This is a genomic window from Bacterioplanoides pacificum (assembly GCF_042648445.1).
GTDB classification, from domain to species: domain Bacteria; phylum Pseudomonadota; class Gammaproteobacteria; order Pseudomonadales; family Oceanobacteraceae; genus Bacterioplanoides; species Bacterioplanoides pacificum.
Map to the genome: position 1 here is coordinate 94153 of NZ_JBHRYB010000014.1, position 16924 is coordinate 111076.

Here is a 16924-nt window from a genome sequence, read left to right on the forward strand (position 1 = left end):
TATGGCTGTTTGCCGCTCATACCGGAGCGGGTTATAACCGGCCGGAGGATTTGATCTGCTGGTAAGCACCCACTAAACGGGCCGGCAGGTCATTGGCAATACAATCGAGATAAACGGCCCCCAGGCCGGTTAACGAGCGTTGCATCTGTTGGCGGCTCTGCTGATATTGCTGGGCCGCCAGGTAGGTGAGTGCCTGCTCACTGTGGTTAAAATCCTGCTGTTCCAGGTGGCAGAAAAAGTCTTCCTGCAGATCGGCAATCGCCACCAGGTGACGTTTGCGCAATAACACCACGGCTTTTTCCAGATCTTCACTGTCCTCATCCCGGGTATTGGTCAGGATGACCACCAGTGCCCGGCGCTTTTGCAGTTCCAGCAAGCGTTGGGCAGAGCGTAAATAATCGGAATGCACCAGCCCGGGCTGAATGTCAAAACAATGATCGACCAGCTGTTTAACGATGGATTTGTGTTTTTGTGGCGGGCACCAGTGCTGGTGGTTACCAAACGCCATGAAACCCACCGCATCACCCTGCCGTGCAGCAATATGTGACACCAGCAACATGGCGTTAATGGTGTCGTCCATAAAGTTGATGCCGGCTTCGCTGTGACGCATGCGCCGCCCGGTATCCAGCAGAAACACCAGTTGCTGATCCTGCTCGTCACGGAATTCTTTACTGATCAGCTTGCGTGCCCGGGAAGTGGCTTTCCAGTCGATTTTGCGGATCGCATCACCGGCACGGTATTCACGCAACTGATGGAATTCGGTGCCTTCACCACGGCGGCGTTGCAGCCGCAACCCCATACGCGCGACTGCCTGTTCTTCGCCTTGCAGCGTCATATTGACCACCGCCTGATAGTTCGGTTGTACCCGCACCGGCTGAGGTAACGGCACGGTACGTTTGCGGCTCCAGAATCCGGCCGGCGAAAACAGCCGGTATTGCACCGCCTGAAAGGCAAAGCTACCACGCCGGTTAGCGCGCAAACGGTAATTCAGTGTTGCCTGTTGGCCCGCTTGCAGCCACACCTCAGCGGGCAGGCCGTCACATTCGAATACCGCATCACGCAGCTCTTCCAGCAGCAGCCGTTGCGGGCGTCCGTGTTCCAGCGTCAGCCGCAGGCTGGCATCCACCCATTCGCGCACCGGAATATTGGCATCCAGCTGACGTTGCAGCTGCAATCCGGGCAGCTGCCATAAGCGCAGCAGATCACTGCCCACCCATAACAGATAAAAAATGATCAGGGTGTACACCATGGCGACCGGGGCCTGGAAAATATCACTCAGCAGCGCGATCAGACACAGGCCACCGAGCAGGGTCAGATGACGGGCAGTAGGCATCATACGCGTGGTGCTTCAACGCTCTGAACCAGTTCAGCGATCACCTGGCTGGGGCTGATGCCCTCAATTTCCAGCTCGGCGCTGAGGCGGATACGATGACGTAACACCGCCACTGCCATGGCTTTCACATCGTCCGGAATAACAAAATAGCGGCCCTGGGTTAATGCCCGGGCCCGGGCCGTACGTAACAGCGCCAGTGAGCCACGCGGACCAGCCCCCACTTCAATGCCGTGCCAGTCGCGGGTCGCGCGTACCAGGCGCACGGCATAGTCGTGAATACTGTCGTCCACTTCCATGCGGGTCAGCAGGGTTTGTAACGCGCTGATATCGTCCGGCGTCATCAGTTCGTTGATGGTCTGAGTATTCAGCTGGTCGCCTTTGTTGGCGGCCATGCGTTTACTCAGTTCAATTTCCTGTTTCTCGTCCGGATAGTCGATCCAGATATGCATCAGGAAACGGTCGAGCTGAGCTTCCGGCAGTGGATAGGTACCTTCATGCTCCAGCGGGTTCTGGGTGGCCATGACCATAAAGGGGGTTGGTAAACTCAGGCTCTGACCTTCGATGGTGACCTGTTGTTCCTGCATCGCTTCCAGTAATGCCGACTGGGTTTTGGCCGGTGCACGGTTGATTTCGTCGGCCAGCAAAAAGTGGCAGAACACCGGGCCTTTACGGATAACAAAGTCGTCCTGCTCGCGGTTAAACATAGCGTGACCGGCAATATCGGTGGGCATCAGATCAGGGGTGAACTGGATGCGGTTAAAACGGCCGGCTAACGCCTGAGACAATGAACGTACCAGCAGGGTTTTCCCCAGTCCGGGTACCCCTTCCACCAGTGCATGACCGGCGGCCAGCATGCAGATCAGGATATCGTCGATCACCGCATCCTGGCCGACGATGACTTTCTGGATTTCTGCTTTCAGCTGCTGCAGCCTGGCCTGGGCGTCGCTGAATGGCTGCTGTTGGCTGTCAGGCTGGGTGGTCGCTTGAGTGGCGTCCTGGGGCTGAGTGTCCGTCGTTATATTTTCCATAAAGTTTTTAATACCTGTACCTGAATCATTAAATCGGTCTGAGTCGTGCTGTAGCCGGTTAACGCCTGCAGAATCTGTGCTTTTGAGTGCTGGCACTGTTTGGCCAGTATCTCGGCCATGCGTTGTGGCTCACAGCCGGCCAGTTGTGGCTGGCGTTGTTGTAGCCGGCGGATTAACCGTTGCCGCCAGCTATTGAGTAAAAAGTGGCCTTTATCGCGCCGCCAGTGGAACAGCCCAGCCTGGGTCAGATGTTGCTGCAGGTTTTGCTGGTTGCTGCTTTCCTCGCTGTGGCGTGGCCCCAGGTGACGCAGCAGATACATAAAAAATAACACCAGCCAGAGGCTGACCAGACTGCTGGTGAGCGGGAAGTCGCGGTAAATCAGCTGCAACAGAGAAATGGAACCGGTGTCGTGGATCAGCCAGGTGTTACCGTCGCGTTGTTGCAGTAATAACAACGCAAACGATGCCGCATCGTGCTGGTTAAGGCCGGTGGAGTAGTAATCGATACTAAATTCCTGATTCGTCAGCCAGACCCTTGGTGTATCCATAAACCGGCTGTCGGTGAGCAGGGTCACCTGCCCCTGGCCAACGGATAAACGGTAACCGTGGACTCCCAGTTCTGAGGTCAGAATAGCTTGGGCGCTGTCGTCTTCGGTGGTTAAGATGTGATCGCTCTCGAGGCGCACATAACCGCTTTCACCAGCCTGACTGAATTGTGCATGCAGGCCGGCATAAACCCGTTCCTCCGGATGCTGTGCATCCACCCCAAGCTGGCGCCAGAGCGTATTGTTGTCGGGGGTGTCGGTATCGTCAGGGGGGCTGTGCGAGTACAGCAGGTTCTGATTCACTTCGTACACCAGATGACCACCGGCTCTGACCCAGCTGAGCAGTCGTTGTTGCTGGTCGTTCAGTAACGGCTGACTGAGGTCGCGCAATAAAATGGTATCACTGGCTGGTGGTAACTCTGCCAGTGGCTGGCGGTCGGTGTGGCTGCTGACCGCCTGACCGCGCTTCAGCAGCAGTTGCTCCAGCGCCGCCAGCGGGTTATTACGGATCTCATAAGCCGGAGGGTGGCGCCGGTCTTCATAGCTAACCACGATCTGCTGCGCCAGCCACCAACCGCTCAGACCCAGTAACAGCAGCAATACCAGGGCGATGACTTTGTTTAATGACATCAGACGTGCTCCTCAACAAACGGTTGCCAGTCGCGGAATAACGCCTGTAGCTGTGACAGTGCTAACGGTTGATGCGCATACGCCAGCTGCTGCCAGCAATACGCCAGCCGGGCAAAACTCTGTGCTTCTGCGGCCGGGCAATGTTGTTGCATCAGACGCAGGCATTCTTCTTCGGTACTGCTGCGTTTGAACGGTACCTGATCAATACGAATGGCTTTGCTGAGATGGCAGCGAAACATCAGGCTCAGCGCTTCGCGCCGTTCACCCTGGTCGATATGGCAGCGAATCTGATCGAGCACCTGATCCGGCAGGTTGTTGTGTTTTACATCAAACCCCAGCACCTGGTCGGGCAGTGCCGTGAGGGGCTGACTGAAGCCGGTGAAATAGCGCCATGGCCGGTATTTCAGCAATACCCAGCCGAGCAGGGCAACCAGCATAATAATAATGCTCAGTTTGAGATAACCCAGCATTGATTCAATCGCCTGTAACCAGGCGGCGGCTTCGTCTTTATCGATTTCGTCTTCGCCCAAGTCCCAGTCCCAGTCAAGATCCCAGTCGATGTCGTATTGTTTGTCCTGATAATGTTCGCCGAAGGTATCGCTGTCTAATAACTCGTCCAGCTGCTGGCGGATTTCCTGAGCCTGTGGGTTCTGCAGCAGCGGATAACGCAGGTCATGATCAATCTCATCATCGGCTAGGTCAGCGGGTTGGTCATCACTGGTTTCTGCGACTAGCTGCTGTGGTGTTGGTGTTGGTGTTGGTGTTGGTGTCGGGGCTGGCTCGTCGGCTTGTGCCCGGGGCTGCAACGCCGGTGCCAGTAACAGCGACAGGCTGGTCAGTAAGATGACGGCGCTGTGTCCGGCCTGGTTGGCAAAACGCTGAGCCAGGCGACGAAAGCCAAGTTCCAGGTGCCAGGCTTCCAGGCTGGTACGGCGATTGAGGTACAACACAAAACCACACACGCTGTAAAACGGCGCCACCAGAGCGACACTCAGGGCGTAACACAGCAGCAGATAAAACGGATAGATATGATCATCGGCGAGCTGTTGTGACACCAGCCGTGCAGCCCATTCCAGTACGGCGTCGGGTAACACCATGGCCGGTAACAGCGCCAGCCCGATGTACAGCAGAATTTCGCAGCTGAAACCCAGAAAGGTCAGCCAGAAGGCACCGTCGTTAATCCGGCTGAGCAAACTCAGACGGCGCTGACGTTGTTCACCATGTAACCCTTCCAGTAATACCACCGGATCGTTAAAGGAGCGCGATAAACTGATGCGGCGCCAGCTGTAGGTGGCCAGCCACTGAGGCCGTAACAGCGCTTTTATTTGCAGCAAGACGTCCCGTGGGGTGATGTCTTCAGCAAAAATGGCACGGCTGATATAAAACAATAACGGCCGTTCGATCAGCGGTTTAAACCAGAATAATAATAATCCACTGATCAGAATGCTCTGGCTGAGACTCAGCGCCAGTAATAACACCAGGCCGGTCATCAGCAGACTGAGCGTGAATAAATGCCAATAATAGCGGCGGCTGACTTTCAGTCCCAGGTCGATGGCCTGCCAGTAACTCCGCGGTTTCAGTGCCAGTTGCAGTTTATCCAGCCTCATGAGTTGCGCCCCGCCAATAACAGGTAGGCAAACACCGCAATCCAGGCGAGGATGCCAACGCTGTATTTAACCTCGGCTGGCACACCGGCGGTGGCCGACCAGAAACCTTCGACAAACGCTGCCAGAAAGGTCATTAACGCGGCACCGGTAATCAACGGGATGGTGGCGCTGCCGGATTTTCTCAGTGCCAGTGCGCGGCTGTAATGGCCGGGATTGATTAAGGCGTAGCCTAATTTCAGTCCGGCGGCGCCGGCGATGGTGGCGGCGGTTAATTCCAGCGCGCTGTGGCCGGCGACAAACCCCCAGAAGGTTTCGGTATACCCCAGCTGGGTTAAGTGGCCCGCCGCGGCACCGATATTCAGGCCGTTAAAAATCATAAAAAATGCCGACCCAATACCAAAAAAAATACCGCTGGCGTAAGCGCGGAAATCAATGCCGACGTTATTCATGACGTAATAGCCAAACATATAAAAGTCAGAATCCGCCTGACGGCCTTCCGCCCGGCCGGTGATTTCGGTCGCCGGGTTGTACATATATTCCAGCTGTTGCAGATCGCTGTAACTCATAATGGTGCGGATAAAATCCGGATCGGAATAACACATCAGTGCCATAAAAATACCGGGCAGATAAAACATCAGGCTGGCGATCAGCCAGACCCGCCAGTCGGCGCGTAACGCCTGTGGAAAGGTACGCGCGATAAAACGTAGTGACGCCGCCATTACCGACGGTTTGGCCTGGTACAGGTGCTGATGACCACGTAATACCAGAGCGTGCAGCTGGTCGGTTAACCGCGGGCTGTACTGGCGGGTCTGTGCCAGTGATAAATGCTGGCATAACTTGCGGTATTGTGCCGGAAACTCAGGCCACTGCCGGGCACACAGCTCGTCTTCGTCATGAACCTTTTCCAGCTGATCAAGCAGGCGGCTGAAGTTCAGCCAGAAATCGCGGTATTTGTGTTCAAAATCCAGTTGCTTCAAGCCTGTGCTCCTTTGATCCAGGCGGCATATTGCTTCAGCGTGGTGATGGCAGCGTCATCCTGCTGCTGCAATAACGGTTGCAGCAGATTGGCAATTTCACGCTGGCGGGCGGCGGATAAAAAATCGCACTGATCGCTGAATTCCATAATCAGGCGTTGTTCTTCTGCGGTTAATGCCAGCGGTAACGAGCGCGCTGTGGTGGTATCGGCAGGATTGTGATACGTCGGGCTGGTATCCGCCTGCGGGGCGTACACCACAATACTGCGGGCAATCACATCACCGATACGTTTAAAGTCGTTATTCGTCAGGCTGATCAGTAAACCGAGCAGATACATAAAGGGCAGGAAGTCGACCGCGCGTAATAAATTGCGCGCAAAGGAAGCCCCCCAGGTGAGGCTGGTGCCGTCGTCCATCGTCACGCGCAGATTCATCGCCTGTTTGCCCGGGGTGGCGCCCCGGGTGGCTTCGAACACGGTGGGGTACAACCATTCGGAGAAAAAAATCAGCAGCAATAACAGGCCGTGGCCAAACTTACCAAGCTGATCGAGCAAAAAAGCCGCCAGTAAATAAAACACCGCGCGGATGGCCAGATCGACCAGCCAGGCCAGCGCCCGCGGCAGTGGTCCGGCGACTTCCAGCCTGAGGCGGATACCTTCGGGGGTTTCGAAGGCGCGGTGTGCGTCCAGCATAAATAATCCCTGATGTGCATGGCAGTTTTAAGAAAACAGCCGGCTATTGTAATGATTTTTCACAATAACTCAGCCTGTTTAGCCGCAATTTATCGCTCGCCCGACACTTATTTACTTGCCAACTGGCGCAATCTGGCCGACAGTGGAGTTAACGATTAGAAAAAGGGCTGACCATGAAAGCCTGGCTGTTAGTACTGAGCGTAATAACCCTGAGTGTGATGTTGTCGCCGTCCGGCAGTCTGTTGCCTGGCGGTAAAACCGCTGAGCCGGTGGCCTTATGTGACAGCACCTTCAGCCAGCCGGTTTCACTCAGCGACAGCAACGACGACTCCTCAGCCAGCGGTGGCGATGACAGTGTTGCAGTCACACTGCCAGCCACCCTGATCGACCGCCTTTCCGTTCCGTGCCATCAGTATCAGACACCACTGATGGTGGTCAGCTACTCCCTCACCATACCGATTCGGGCACCGCCTCCGCGGGTTTAACTTCGTATTTAAACCTGAATAATTTGTTTATTGTTAAAGGAGTGCCGGACATGACTAAACTGGCCTTTTATCAGATTTCCGATATCGATCAACTGGAGCAACCGGAAGAGCATACCCAGCTCGACCTGAAGTCTCCGGCGACTTTGTTTTTCACCGACTTTCAGCGGGTAACACCGTTGGTAACCGAAGCGGATATGCCAGCGGTTCAGGCACGTGAACTGATGCGCAGAACCCATGTACGGATGAAACTGGTGGTGAACCGCGCCAACCAGGTGATCGGACTGATCAGTGCTGACGACCTGATTGACCGTCTGATTGTGAAAAAAGTATCCGAAGGGCACAAACGCGAAGAAGTCACAGTGGAGCAATTAATGACACCACGTAAAGAGCTGCAGGCACTGGATATTACCGCGGTGAAGAAAGCCAGTATCAGCGATGTGATTGATATATTAAAAGACAATGGCGAACAGCATTGTCTGGTGATCGATCGCGAGAAACATCATATTCGCGGCGTATTTTCTGCCAGTGATATTTCGCGCAAATTACATCTGCCGATCGATATTCAGGAAAAATCCAGCTTTTACCGGGTGTTTGCCAGCGCGCTGAGTGCCTGAGCAGACCGGAGGCAGCGGCTGCTTGGCCGCTGCTCCGTATTCTTTACCCCAGGATATGAAGTACGCCAACAATCGCAAAGGCCAGTGCTGCTAAGGTGCGGGTCAGAGTTAACGGAATTCTTTTCATCAGATAGTCGCCCGCCAGTACCACCGGCACATTAGCCAGTAACATGCCCAGCGTGGTGCCCATCGTGACCCAGAATACCGATTCAAACTGAGCGCCCAGCAACACGGTTGCGATCTGGGTTTTATCGCCGATTTCGGCCAGGAAAAACAGCACAGTCGCGACCAGAAAAGCGCCATAGCGGTCAAGGCGGTTGTCGACGTCATCGTCTTTATCGGGAATCAGTAACCAGGCCGCCAGCAGGATAAAACTGGCGCCGACCAGCCAGGTGCCGGTTTCGCTCTGCAGAAACTGCGATAACCAGCTGCCCAGCCAGGCGGATACACCGTGGTTGAGCAGGGTGGCCAGCAGGATGCCAGCGATGATGCCCCATTTATTGCGGAAACGGGCGGCCAGAACCAGAGATAACAACTGAGTCTTATCGCCGATTTCGGCCAGGGCTACGGTCAGGGTTGAGGTAATAAAAGATTCGAACACTGATTTTCTCCGGTGGGCTGTCAACCAAAGGCAAGCGACAGTCGCCCACCACAGGAACTGTTACTTACCTCAGGTCTTGCCAATACCAGCGGGCTGGTACGAAGTTGCCATAAGCCATGTGGGCTCAAGTATGTTGACAACCTCTCGCTCCGGAAGCGGAAGGAAGGCTACTCCCCTAAGATGGCGCGCATTTTACAAAATCAGGGCTTAATGTCCAGCGTCGCGCAGATGTGGGCTGTGATAGTCGATATCCGGCCCCAGCGGCACAATACGTGTTGGGTTAATGGTGTCGTGGCTGAAATAGTAATGGCGCTTGATATGACCGAAGTCGACGGTGTCGGCGATGCCGGGCCACTGAAATAACTCCCGCACAAAACCACTGAGGTGGAGATAGTCTTCCAGCCGCTGACGGTTGCATTTGAAATGGCCGTGATAAACCGCATCAAAACGGATCAGGGTGGTGAATAACCGCCAGTCGGCTTCGGTCAGCTGGTCGCCACATAAATAACGCTGCCGGCTTAAGCGCTCTTCCAGTGTATCCAGGGTGCTGAATAACCGCTGGTAAGCCTGTTCGTAGGCTGTCTGGCTGGTGGCAAAGCCACAACGATAGACGCCGTTATTCACATCCTGATATACCTGCTGATTGATGGCATCGATATCCGCCTGCAGGGGTTGTGGATAAAAGTCCTGAGTATCACCGGTTAACTCGTTAAAAGCGGAATTGAACATACGGATGATTTCAGCGGACTCATTGCTGACGATACGCTGGCTGTGTTTATCCCATAACACCGGCACTGTGACCCGGCCGCTGTAATCGGCTTTATTACGGGTATACAACTGATGCAGATAATCCAGTTGGTACAAGTGGTCGCCGCTGCTGCCCTGCTGACGATCAAAACTCCAGCCCTGCTGCAACATATCCGGACTGACGACCGATACACTGATGTGATCCTGCAGTTGTTTCAGCTGGCGGAAAATTAACGTACGGTGGGCCCAGGGACAGGCTAAAGACACGTATAAATGATAACGACCGGATTCGGCTTTAAAACCGCTGTCGCCGCTTGGCCCGGCGCTGCCATCGGCCGTTACCCAATGGCGTAATTGTGCGTCTTCGCGCTGAAAGTCACCGCCGGATTTTTCTGTGTTATACCACTGGTCGTGCCACTGACCGTTCACCAGAAGTCCCATCGTTTCACCTTTCGTTCGAGCTTGAAGACAAACACCAGTGTATCGGCCTTGTGTCGAATGAAAAGTGCGTTTTTTGGACTCTATTATTCTACTTTATCGAATATCACACACGGACCTGTGTCTTGGTATCGATATTGCCTCGGGTGGCGCTAGAAAACGGGCACGTTAGCGAACAGTGCTTGTCTTTGGAGTAAAAAAGCCCGCCTTCGCAGGGCGAAGGCGGGAAGCTTGCGGAGTCAAGCAAGGACGTGGAAATTATCGATCTTCGTAGCGTTGATGTTTAAAGAATACGCCACCATCACCAAACGCCGAGGTTGTCATATCAGAGGTCAGACGCAGGGTTCCTACTTTCACTGCGCTGTTACGACGGTCGCGTGCGTAGCGTTTGGTTAAGCGGCTGAAAATACTGGTGCGTATGCGTTGATCGGTGGCATACACATCATACAGAGCGGTACCGGATTTCAGCGTGGTTAAATCATCGCGGAAGTCATGAGCGTTGCTGCTGAAACGATTACTGACGTCAGCCGTTGGCACAAAATAAATTTGTGTCGGAGCTTTGGGAGCTGCCTCAGCGCTACCATTGGCCCGTGCTGTTGCCAGATTTTCGGTCATCAGGCGTGTTGGCTTGCTGCTGACCAGTGAGAACAAAATAGTACTGCCCAGAGTATCGTTCGCTTCGGCCGATACGTATTGCGACAGTTCATTGGCAAAGAAGTTATGGTTATCGCCCTGGCCAGACAAGGTGTAAAGCGCAGAGACATTGCGTGACTCCTGGCCATCGATAAAGGTTTTCCATGCCAGCCCCGGAGCAAAGCCACGGTCTGCAGGATCACCGGTCACGGAGAGACGTACCAGACCACATTCGGCCCCTTTAAATACACCGGTATAAGGGTGATTGTTGGTGGCCTCAAAAGCCACGGTAGCCATAGCACCATACGGGTGAATCGGCTTTTCATAACCCAGGGGGGCGACATCGCTGTTACGGCGTACTTTTTTCCAGAGTACAGAGTCGATCAGACCACCTATATCGACCGGTTGCAGTGCCGGGCGCTCTCCCGCCGCATATTCAGTCTGCACAACACCGTTTTGCCACAGCAGTGTTTGTTTATCGCAGGCAGCCATTTGCTGATAGTTGTCCGGGATTTTCAGACCCCAGGGTTTGAAGGCATTTTCGATACCCGTCAGGCTAACCTTCAGCTCTGGAAAATGACGTTCCAGAACGTGTTTCATATCGTTATTTTCAACCCAGTCGATACCTTCCTGGGTATAAATCTCAGCACGGTAGTCGGAGGTGAAAAAACGGTCGGTCATCAGGCGACGAGAGGCATTCAGAATAAAGATCTGGAAAGCGGTCTCACCGAAGGCAAAACCCTCCGGACGCACGGTTTCAGCCAGTTGGCCAACCAGAGTATCGATTTTCTCAATATCGTTGTCGTACAGGCGCTTCAGCTCGGCCAGTGTGGTTGGATCTGAAGTCAGATCTTCAAATTTGGTAATCGGATTCAGGCCTATCTGGCGGCGGAATTCATTGTAACGTGGTACGCCACGCTCGCGGTCCCGCAGAATATCGATGGTTGCCAGATCAAGGTCATCACTGAATGGAATACTCAGATTGCGTAAAAATTCCGGATAGTTATGTAATGTCAGTGCGCCTGGGTAGGTCGTGCCGAAGGAGTACCACAAGCGGTCTCCACCTTCTTCATCAAGAATGTCTTCGGCCTGGCCCTCACGGGTGTCCATCATCGGAATTCGGCGGGCTACTTCAGACGAGCCAATGTCATACACTTCGACATCATCGCGCAATAACGGATGCAGGCGGTACACGGCGGTAAATTCTTCCGTTAAGGTGTAATCGGTGCCTGAGTTATAGGCCTCACGGGTACCAACCAGTCCACCTAAAGCAAAATCAATAAAATTCGGATCATCGAGTCTTTCGATTAAATCCGGACGGCTTGCCAGCAGGGTTTTCAGTAATGGCGAATCGGTCAGGCCACTGGATAAACCATCAAGAATCTTTTGAACTTCATCGCGACTTTCTCGCTCATCTGTCAGACCGTACCAGTTGGCACGCATTGCTCGCTCGGTAACCGGGTTTGCGATGATGGCTGGCGTCCATTCAATGGTATGAATTTTTGCCATTAACGCGGCATTAATTAAACGCGCTTTGTCATATAACCACTGATCACTGCGGCCGGGATTGTTTTGCTTCAGCATGTCCGCAATCGCATTGTGCTCCAGCGTGAACAGCTGATGCAGCATGGAGAGGCCCAGCCACCAGTTTTTATTAAAGCCGGTAACTGGTACGCCACTCCAGTACTCGGTAGGCAGTGTGCCATCTTCTTCAATGGCCAGTTTACCATCCACAAAGGCGCGTACCTGAGTGTTAGTGGCTTTGTCGCTGCCGTACAGCTGCGAGCCGTCCCACCAGTGAGTATTAATATTGCGATAGGTCGGGGGCAAGGTTGCGTCATCTTCGGCGCTGCGATCAGTATCGGCGATGGTGCGCTTAATGCTCATCACACCGGGGCCTTGTGGATCGTTTGCCGGACGTGGCACCAGAATAGGATTGCCGGCATCACCATCTCCGTGATCAATCCAGTCATGAACCATAAACTGAATCCAGGCGGCAGCAATAAAGTTAACACTGGTGGCTGGTTTAAATTCGTCCCGCGCCATCAACACATTAGAGACTTCCCGCGGGTTTGGTTCCAATAACGTATCGTTTTCCGTTTCGCCATAAGCGGCTTCCAACTGTACGTTGCGCCCGAAACGACGGTTAACGGAGCCTTCTGCCGGGTTATCGAGAATGTTGCAGGTGCCGTCTTCTGTCCGTGCTCCTAAGCTGCGCTCGTCACAGACAATGGTGGCATTCACGGCCGTTAAATCTTCGGTGGCAATCAGGTTGTTTTCCTGCAGCTCCTGGCGTTCAAAAGCGAGAATTAATAAACCGGCGGCAACCCCCAGGCTGCCGCCGAGCTTGGCCAGGGTTGGCCAGGTAACCCATACAGACGTCGTCATGTGTGATTCCTCTTATCTTTATTCTGGGAGTACAGCAGGCTAGAGCAACCAATAACTCACGAAACCCCCTCTAATGGAGGGGGGATTGCTGGCTCGGCAGGTAGGGAGGGGGTGTGTTAAATTGAGTATCGATCCACGCGGCAATAACGACAAAAATAATGTGGAATTATTATGGCGACTAACTCAATTGAAGATGCCGACCAAGGCATTGTACTAACGATTGCAGGCCCTGGTTTCGGAAAAACCCGGCGTTTTCAACAGGCAGTAACGCGATGGAATGAACGTACACAACAGCAGTCTGGATATTGGCCTGCGGTTGTTATTCGGGGCAGTGAGTGGTGTGACGACAAGCAGCTTGAAAGCATCATTAAAACTCTGTCATCTCGCTTGCACGACCGTGATACTGCGTGTGCATTATTTATTGATGAGAGCGAACGTATTGCGCCGTCCACGTTAATGCGTCTGTTCGATTTGGTGGTACCGCAGATGTGTGGCAATAGCCTGTTGTATCTGTCGGGTCGTTGTATGCCGGATATTGCCTTATTCCGTTGGCAGCTGAGCCATCCGATTATTGTGCTTCAGGAGCCTGAGTTGTTGCGTCAGGGGCAGGGGGGCTGGGCTATGACGATAGCGCTACAGCAGCAAAATTGGCATCAGGCTACCACTGATATGCAGCTGCATCAGTATTTGCAGCAGGAATGGTGGCAACAGCTGTCGCCATCTCAACAGCAGGGCTTGAGTATTCTGGCGCTATTTCCCGAATTATCCGAACCTCTTTGGGCACAACTTGAGCCGGATGCGCCGCCTCTTTCGCAGTGCTGGCAGGGTTGCCGCTATATTTTTCCGACCGATCATCCTGACCGTTACGGTTGGCTGAGCGAGGCCCGGCAATTTGTACAAACTGTTGCCCCGGTTTCCTGGGAAAACAAAACAGCATTACTGGCAAAGGCCAGCGACTATTGGCTACGTCATGGTAATTTTCAGTTGCTCATCGATACCGCGTATGACGATCATGAGCAGTGGCTGACGCGACCTGAAAATATTGTGCCGCTGGTGGTGGCGCTGGTGTTCAGTCGTCGTTTTCATCAGGCGCGTTACGTTATTGAACGGATAGAAAGCGCGTCACAGCAGCCAGAGCAGCAACAAATGGTCGCGGTATTGAGTCAGACACTGGCACTGTTCACGGCCGATGATCAGAAGCGAGCTGATACTGCGATTCCTCTGCAGCAAATGAAGTCACAGGGAGAGGTGATTCATGCGCTGGCGCTGCTGTTGGGGGCGTATCAGTTTTTTTATCGAGGCCAACTGGATGAGGCGGCACGAAAAGCACGGGAAGCCTTGCTGTTTATGTCGCAGCGTCAGCAGACTTATCTCGCCAGTCTTAGTGAAATGTTGTTGATCGCTTGTGACCAATACCGGGGCTACACTCCACAGGCTGCTCAGCAATTAATTCAGGCATTTAATAATAAACGAGAAAACCCGCAAGACCCTGGGTGGCAAAACTACGCAGCCGGTATGTTGATTCTGTATTACGAAAGAAATGATCTTTGCAGTGCCAGGAAATTATGCGAACAGGTAATGCCTTATATTAATCAGGCTTGCTCTACTGAAGTTATTATCCATTTTTATCTCTACTATGCCCGGATTCTTCAGTTATCCGGTGATGATGAAAAAAGTTTCGATTATCTGATCCGATTGCAACGCTTTTTATCATTGGGAAACTACCCAAGGTATCAGGGGAAACTTGCAGCGGAGCGGATGCGTCAGGCGATCTGTCGTCATGACACAAAATCGATTAAGTACTTATGTGATAAATTCAATATTGATGTATTGGATGAACCGGAAGTGTCATTGATACTCGATGTACGCGATTATTTATCTCAAACACGCGCCATGATGTGGCTTTATGAGCGCCGTTTTCAGGATGTGGTCACACTCCTGACTCCATTACGCGATGAACTGTTGAAACTGGATTATCAGGTCCGGGCGCTGGTGGCGGAAGCTCAGATTATTGTCGCTTACTGGCACATGGGGAAAAAAGTACGCGCCAGATCCTTGATGCAGCAGGCAGTGAGCTTTTATGGCTGGTTATTATTTAATCGTACACTATTCGATGAAGCCCCGTTGCTAGCGCCCATTTTGGCCCAGTTGATTGAACGGGGTGAGCTTGAAGCACCGGCTTTTTATTTGTCGTTATACCGGGGTCTGATCTTCCCGGATAAGGCATCTGTGGACAATGATGTATGCTCGAAACTTCAACAATTGACTGCAAAAGAACGTGAGGTATTGATGCTGTTGTCGCAGGGCTTGAGTAATCAGGAAATAGCTCAACAACTGGAGGTTACGGCGGCTACCACTAAATGGCACCTGAAGAATATCTACCGCAAGTTGTCACTCGAAAGCCGGGCTGCGGCGGTCGCTATGGTCCACACGCTGCAACCACAGCTGGGATAGTCGGTATCCTGTTAGTAATGGCAGTCGTAACGGCGGTTGCCATGACAGCAACAGCCACGGTAATACCGTTATTACCGTGGCTATAACGTTACGGCGCTATTTTCTTTTTCAGCGCCCGGGTTAACGACAAAGGTAATCCGGGCAGGGATTTTAATACCCAGGGTAATACTTTGCGTTTGGTTCCGTTTAACGATTCCGGCACCATGACTTCAATCAGGTTCGGACCGTCATGTTGCAGTGCGTATTGCAGTGCTTTATTAAACTCTTCCGCGCTGGATACCCGCACCCCATGTACTCCCATGCTCTGTGCCAGTTGCGCAAAATTCAGCGCTGCACCTTTTAGGTCCAGTTGCGATTTGGCTTTTTCGCCAATCGACTCGGCGCCAACGCGTTCCAGTTCGATATTGAGTACGGAATAGGAGGCGTTGTTAAAAATAATACTGGTGACATTCAGATTCTCGGCGGCCATGGTCCAAAGCGCCTGATTGGTATACATCGCCGTGCCATCGCCAATGAGTGCAATCACCGGCCGTTCGGGGCAGGCCACGGCGGCGCCAATCGCATTCGGCAGACCCTGACCGATAGCACCACCGGTTAATGTCAGCATATCGTGACGGGGTGACCCTTCAGTCATTTTATTCAGCATCAGCCCGGAGGTAATGGCTTCGTCCATGATAATGGCGTTGTCGGGTAAAAAATGGCCAACCGCTTTGCAGACTTTTTCGGCGGTTAATTTGCCTTTCGGCCGGCCGGCACGTGCGGCGTGTTGCAGGACCGGCTGACTGTCGCCGGCGCCCAGTGCGTCAACCAGTTTATTCAGGCTGGCAAGGGCATCCTGCTCCGGACTCGCCAGTTCATGCAGCTGACAGCCATCCGGAACCAGGTAGCTTTTTTTGCCCGGGTAGGCAAAGAAAGACACGGGCGCTTTGGCATCGACGGTAATCAGATGTTTAATATCCGCCAGTTGCACGCCTACCATTTCGGCCAGGTAGGCAATACGCTCGACCGGCGGTAACCCTTCACCGCGTTCGATCCGGGTCGGGAAGGTTTCGGCAAACAATTTCACGCCATGTTTGGCGGCAATTTTCGCTGCCGCCATCAGGCTGGGTTCACGCAGTGCCCGGCCGCCCAGCAATAAGGCTGTTTTTTTACCGGACTGGATGGCTTTGGCAATTTCGCCAACCACCTCATCGGCGGCAACCGGCGCTTCGGGGATGGCGGCTACGGTTGCGGGTTTTGCCCCTTCTCCCCAGGAAACATCCGCGGGCAGGATCAGGGTTGAGACCTTGTTCGGGTAGGTACGTGCTGAGGTAATGGCATCGGCGGCGTCCTGGCACAGAGCGTCGGTGCTGGTTGAGGTACGCACGAATTCCGGCGATACATTGCGGGCGACGGTTTCAATATCCGATTGCAGCTGGGCATCGTACTTAACGTGATACGTGGCATGGTCGCCGACGATATTAATTATCGGTGTTTTACCTTTACGGGCGTTGTGCAGGTTGGCCAGACCGTTACCCAGGCCACACCCCAGGTGCAATAACGTGGCGGCAGGTTTGTCGGCCATACGGCCATAACCGTCGGCGGCACCGGTGGCAACTCCTTCAAATAACGCCAGTACCGCACGCATTTTGGGTTCGCTGTCGAGTGCGGCGACAAAATGCATTTCGCTGGTGCCTGGGTTACTGAAACAGACTTCGACACCGGCATCGACCAGAGTTTTCATCAGCGCCTGAGCGCCATTACGTTTTGTCATTA

General features: G+C 53.4%; 13 protein-coding genes and 1 riboswitch. Of the genes, 3 read left to right on the plus strand and 10 right to left on the minus strand.

The genetic code is table 11. The features are described from left to right. Positions 1-31: 31 nt before the first annotated feature. Genes ACFOMG_RS14480 through ACFOMG_RS14505 form a run of 6 tightly spaced genes read right to left on the minus strand, consistent with a single transcriptional unit; the run spans position 32 to position 6809 of the window. Positions 32-1336: a DUF58 domain-containing protein gene (locus ACFOMG_RS14480; protein ID WP_376867636.1), complete on the minus strand. Its 1305-nt coding sequence runs from the start codon at positions 1334-1336 to the stop codon at positions 32-34. Continuing rightward, a complete protein-coding gene (locus ACFOMG_RS14485) occupies positions 1333-2361 on the minus strand; it encodes an AAA family ATPase (RefSeq protein ID WP_376867637.1) in 1029 nt (342 codons plus the stop codon). Before ACFOMG_RS14485 ends, ACFOMG_RS14480 begins: the two co-directional genes overlap by 4 nt. After that, positions 2349-3536 (minus strand): DUF4350 domain-containing protein, encoded by a 1188-nt coding sequence (locus ACFOMG_RS14490; protein ID WP_376867638.1) that lies wholly within the window; start codon positions 3534-3536, stop codon positions 2349-2351. Before ACFOMG_RS14490 ends, ACFOMG_RS14485 begins: the two co-directional genes overlap by 13 nt. Further along, entirely contained in the window at positions 3536-5143 is a 1608-nt protein-coding gene (locus ACFOMG_RS14495; protein WP_376867640.1) for a hypothetical protein, read from the minus strand. The genes ACFOMG_RS14490 and ACFOMG_RS14495 overlap by 1 nt, the downstream gene beginning before the upstream one ends. Further along, entirely contained in the window at positions 5140-6120 is a 981-nt protein-coding gene (locus ACFOMG_RS14500) for a stage II sporulation protein M (RefSeq protein ID WP_376867642.1), read from the minus strand. The genes ACFOMG_RS14495 and ACFOMG_RS14500 overlap by 4 nt, the downstream gene beginning before the upstream one ends. Next, entirely contained in the window at positions 6117-6809 is a 693-nt protein-coding gene (locus tag ACFOMG_RS14505) for an RDD family protein (protein ID WP_376867643.1), read from the minus strand. The genes ACFOMG_RS14500 and ACFOMG_RS14505 overlap by 4 nt, the downstream gene beginning before the upstream one ends. 173 nt (positions 6810-6982) lie before the next feature. On the opposite strand from ACFOMG_RS14505, the gene ACFOMG_RS14510 reads away from it, so the two are divergent. Continuing rightward, complete coding sequence (locus tag ACFOMG_RS14510; protein WP_376867644.1) at positions 6983-7294, plus strand: hypothetical protein; 312 nt, start codon at positions 6983-6985, stop codon at positions 7292-7294. Between the two features lie 50 nt (positions 7295-7344). Continuing rightward, the gene (locus ACFOMG_RS14515; protein WP_376867645.1) at positions 7345-7908 is read left to right on the plus strand and encodes a CBS domain-containing protein; all 564 of its coding nucleotides are present in this window, start codon (positions 7345-7347) and stop codon (positions 7906-7908) included. Positions 7909-7951: 43 nt separating this feature from the next. On the opposite strand, the gene ACFOMG_RS14520 is transcribed toward ACFOMG_RS14515, so the two are convergent. From ACFOMG_RS14520 to ACFOMG_RS14530, 3 genes are all read right to left on the minus strand, one after another. Continuing rightward, positions 7952-8509: a TMEM165/GDT1 family protein gene (locus ACFOMG_RS14520; protein WP_376867646.1), complete on the minus strand. Its 558-nt coding sequence runs from the start codon at positions 8507-8509 to the stop codon at positions 7952-7954. 81 nt (positions 8510-8590) lie between these two features. Continuing rightward, positions 8591-8697: riboswitch (yybP-ykoY riboswitch) on the minus strand. A 19-nt stretch (positions 8698-8716) separates the two neighbouring features. Further along, a complete protein-coding gene (locus ACFOMG_RS14525; protein WP_376867647.1) occupies positions 8717-9697 on the minus strand; it encodes a glutathione S-transferase family protein in 981 nt (326 codons plus the stop codon). Between the two features lie 255 nt (positions 9698-9952). Then, positions 9953-12715 carry a peroxidase family protein gene (locus ACFOMG_RS14530; RefSeq protein WP_376867648.1) on the minus strand — a complete coding sequence of 921 codons (2763 nt, stop codon included), beginning with the start codon at positions 12713-12715 and terminating at the stop codon, positions 9953-9955. Positions 12716-14773: 2058 nt separating this feature from the next. Between ACFOMG_RS14530 and ACFOMG_RS14535 the strand changes: the two genes are divergently transcribed. After that, a complete protein-coding gene (locus ACFOMG_RS14535; protein ID WP_376867777.1) occupies positions 14774-15169 on the plus strand; it encodes a helix-turn-helix domain-containing protein in 396 nt (131 codons plus the stop codon). 88 nt (positions 15170-15257) lie between these two features. On the opposite strand, the gene ACFOMG_RS14540 is transcribed toward ACFOMG_RS14535, so the two are convergent. Beyond that, positions 15258-16922, minus strand: coding sequence for an acetolactate synthase large subunit (locus ACFOMG_RS14540; protein ID WP_376867649.1), 1665 nt, complete (start codon positions 16920-16922; stop codon positions 15258-15260). Positions 16923-16924 lie beyond the last annotated feature (2 nt).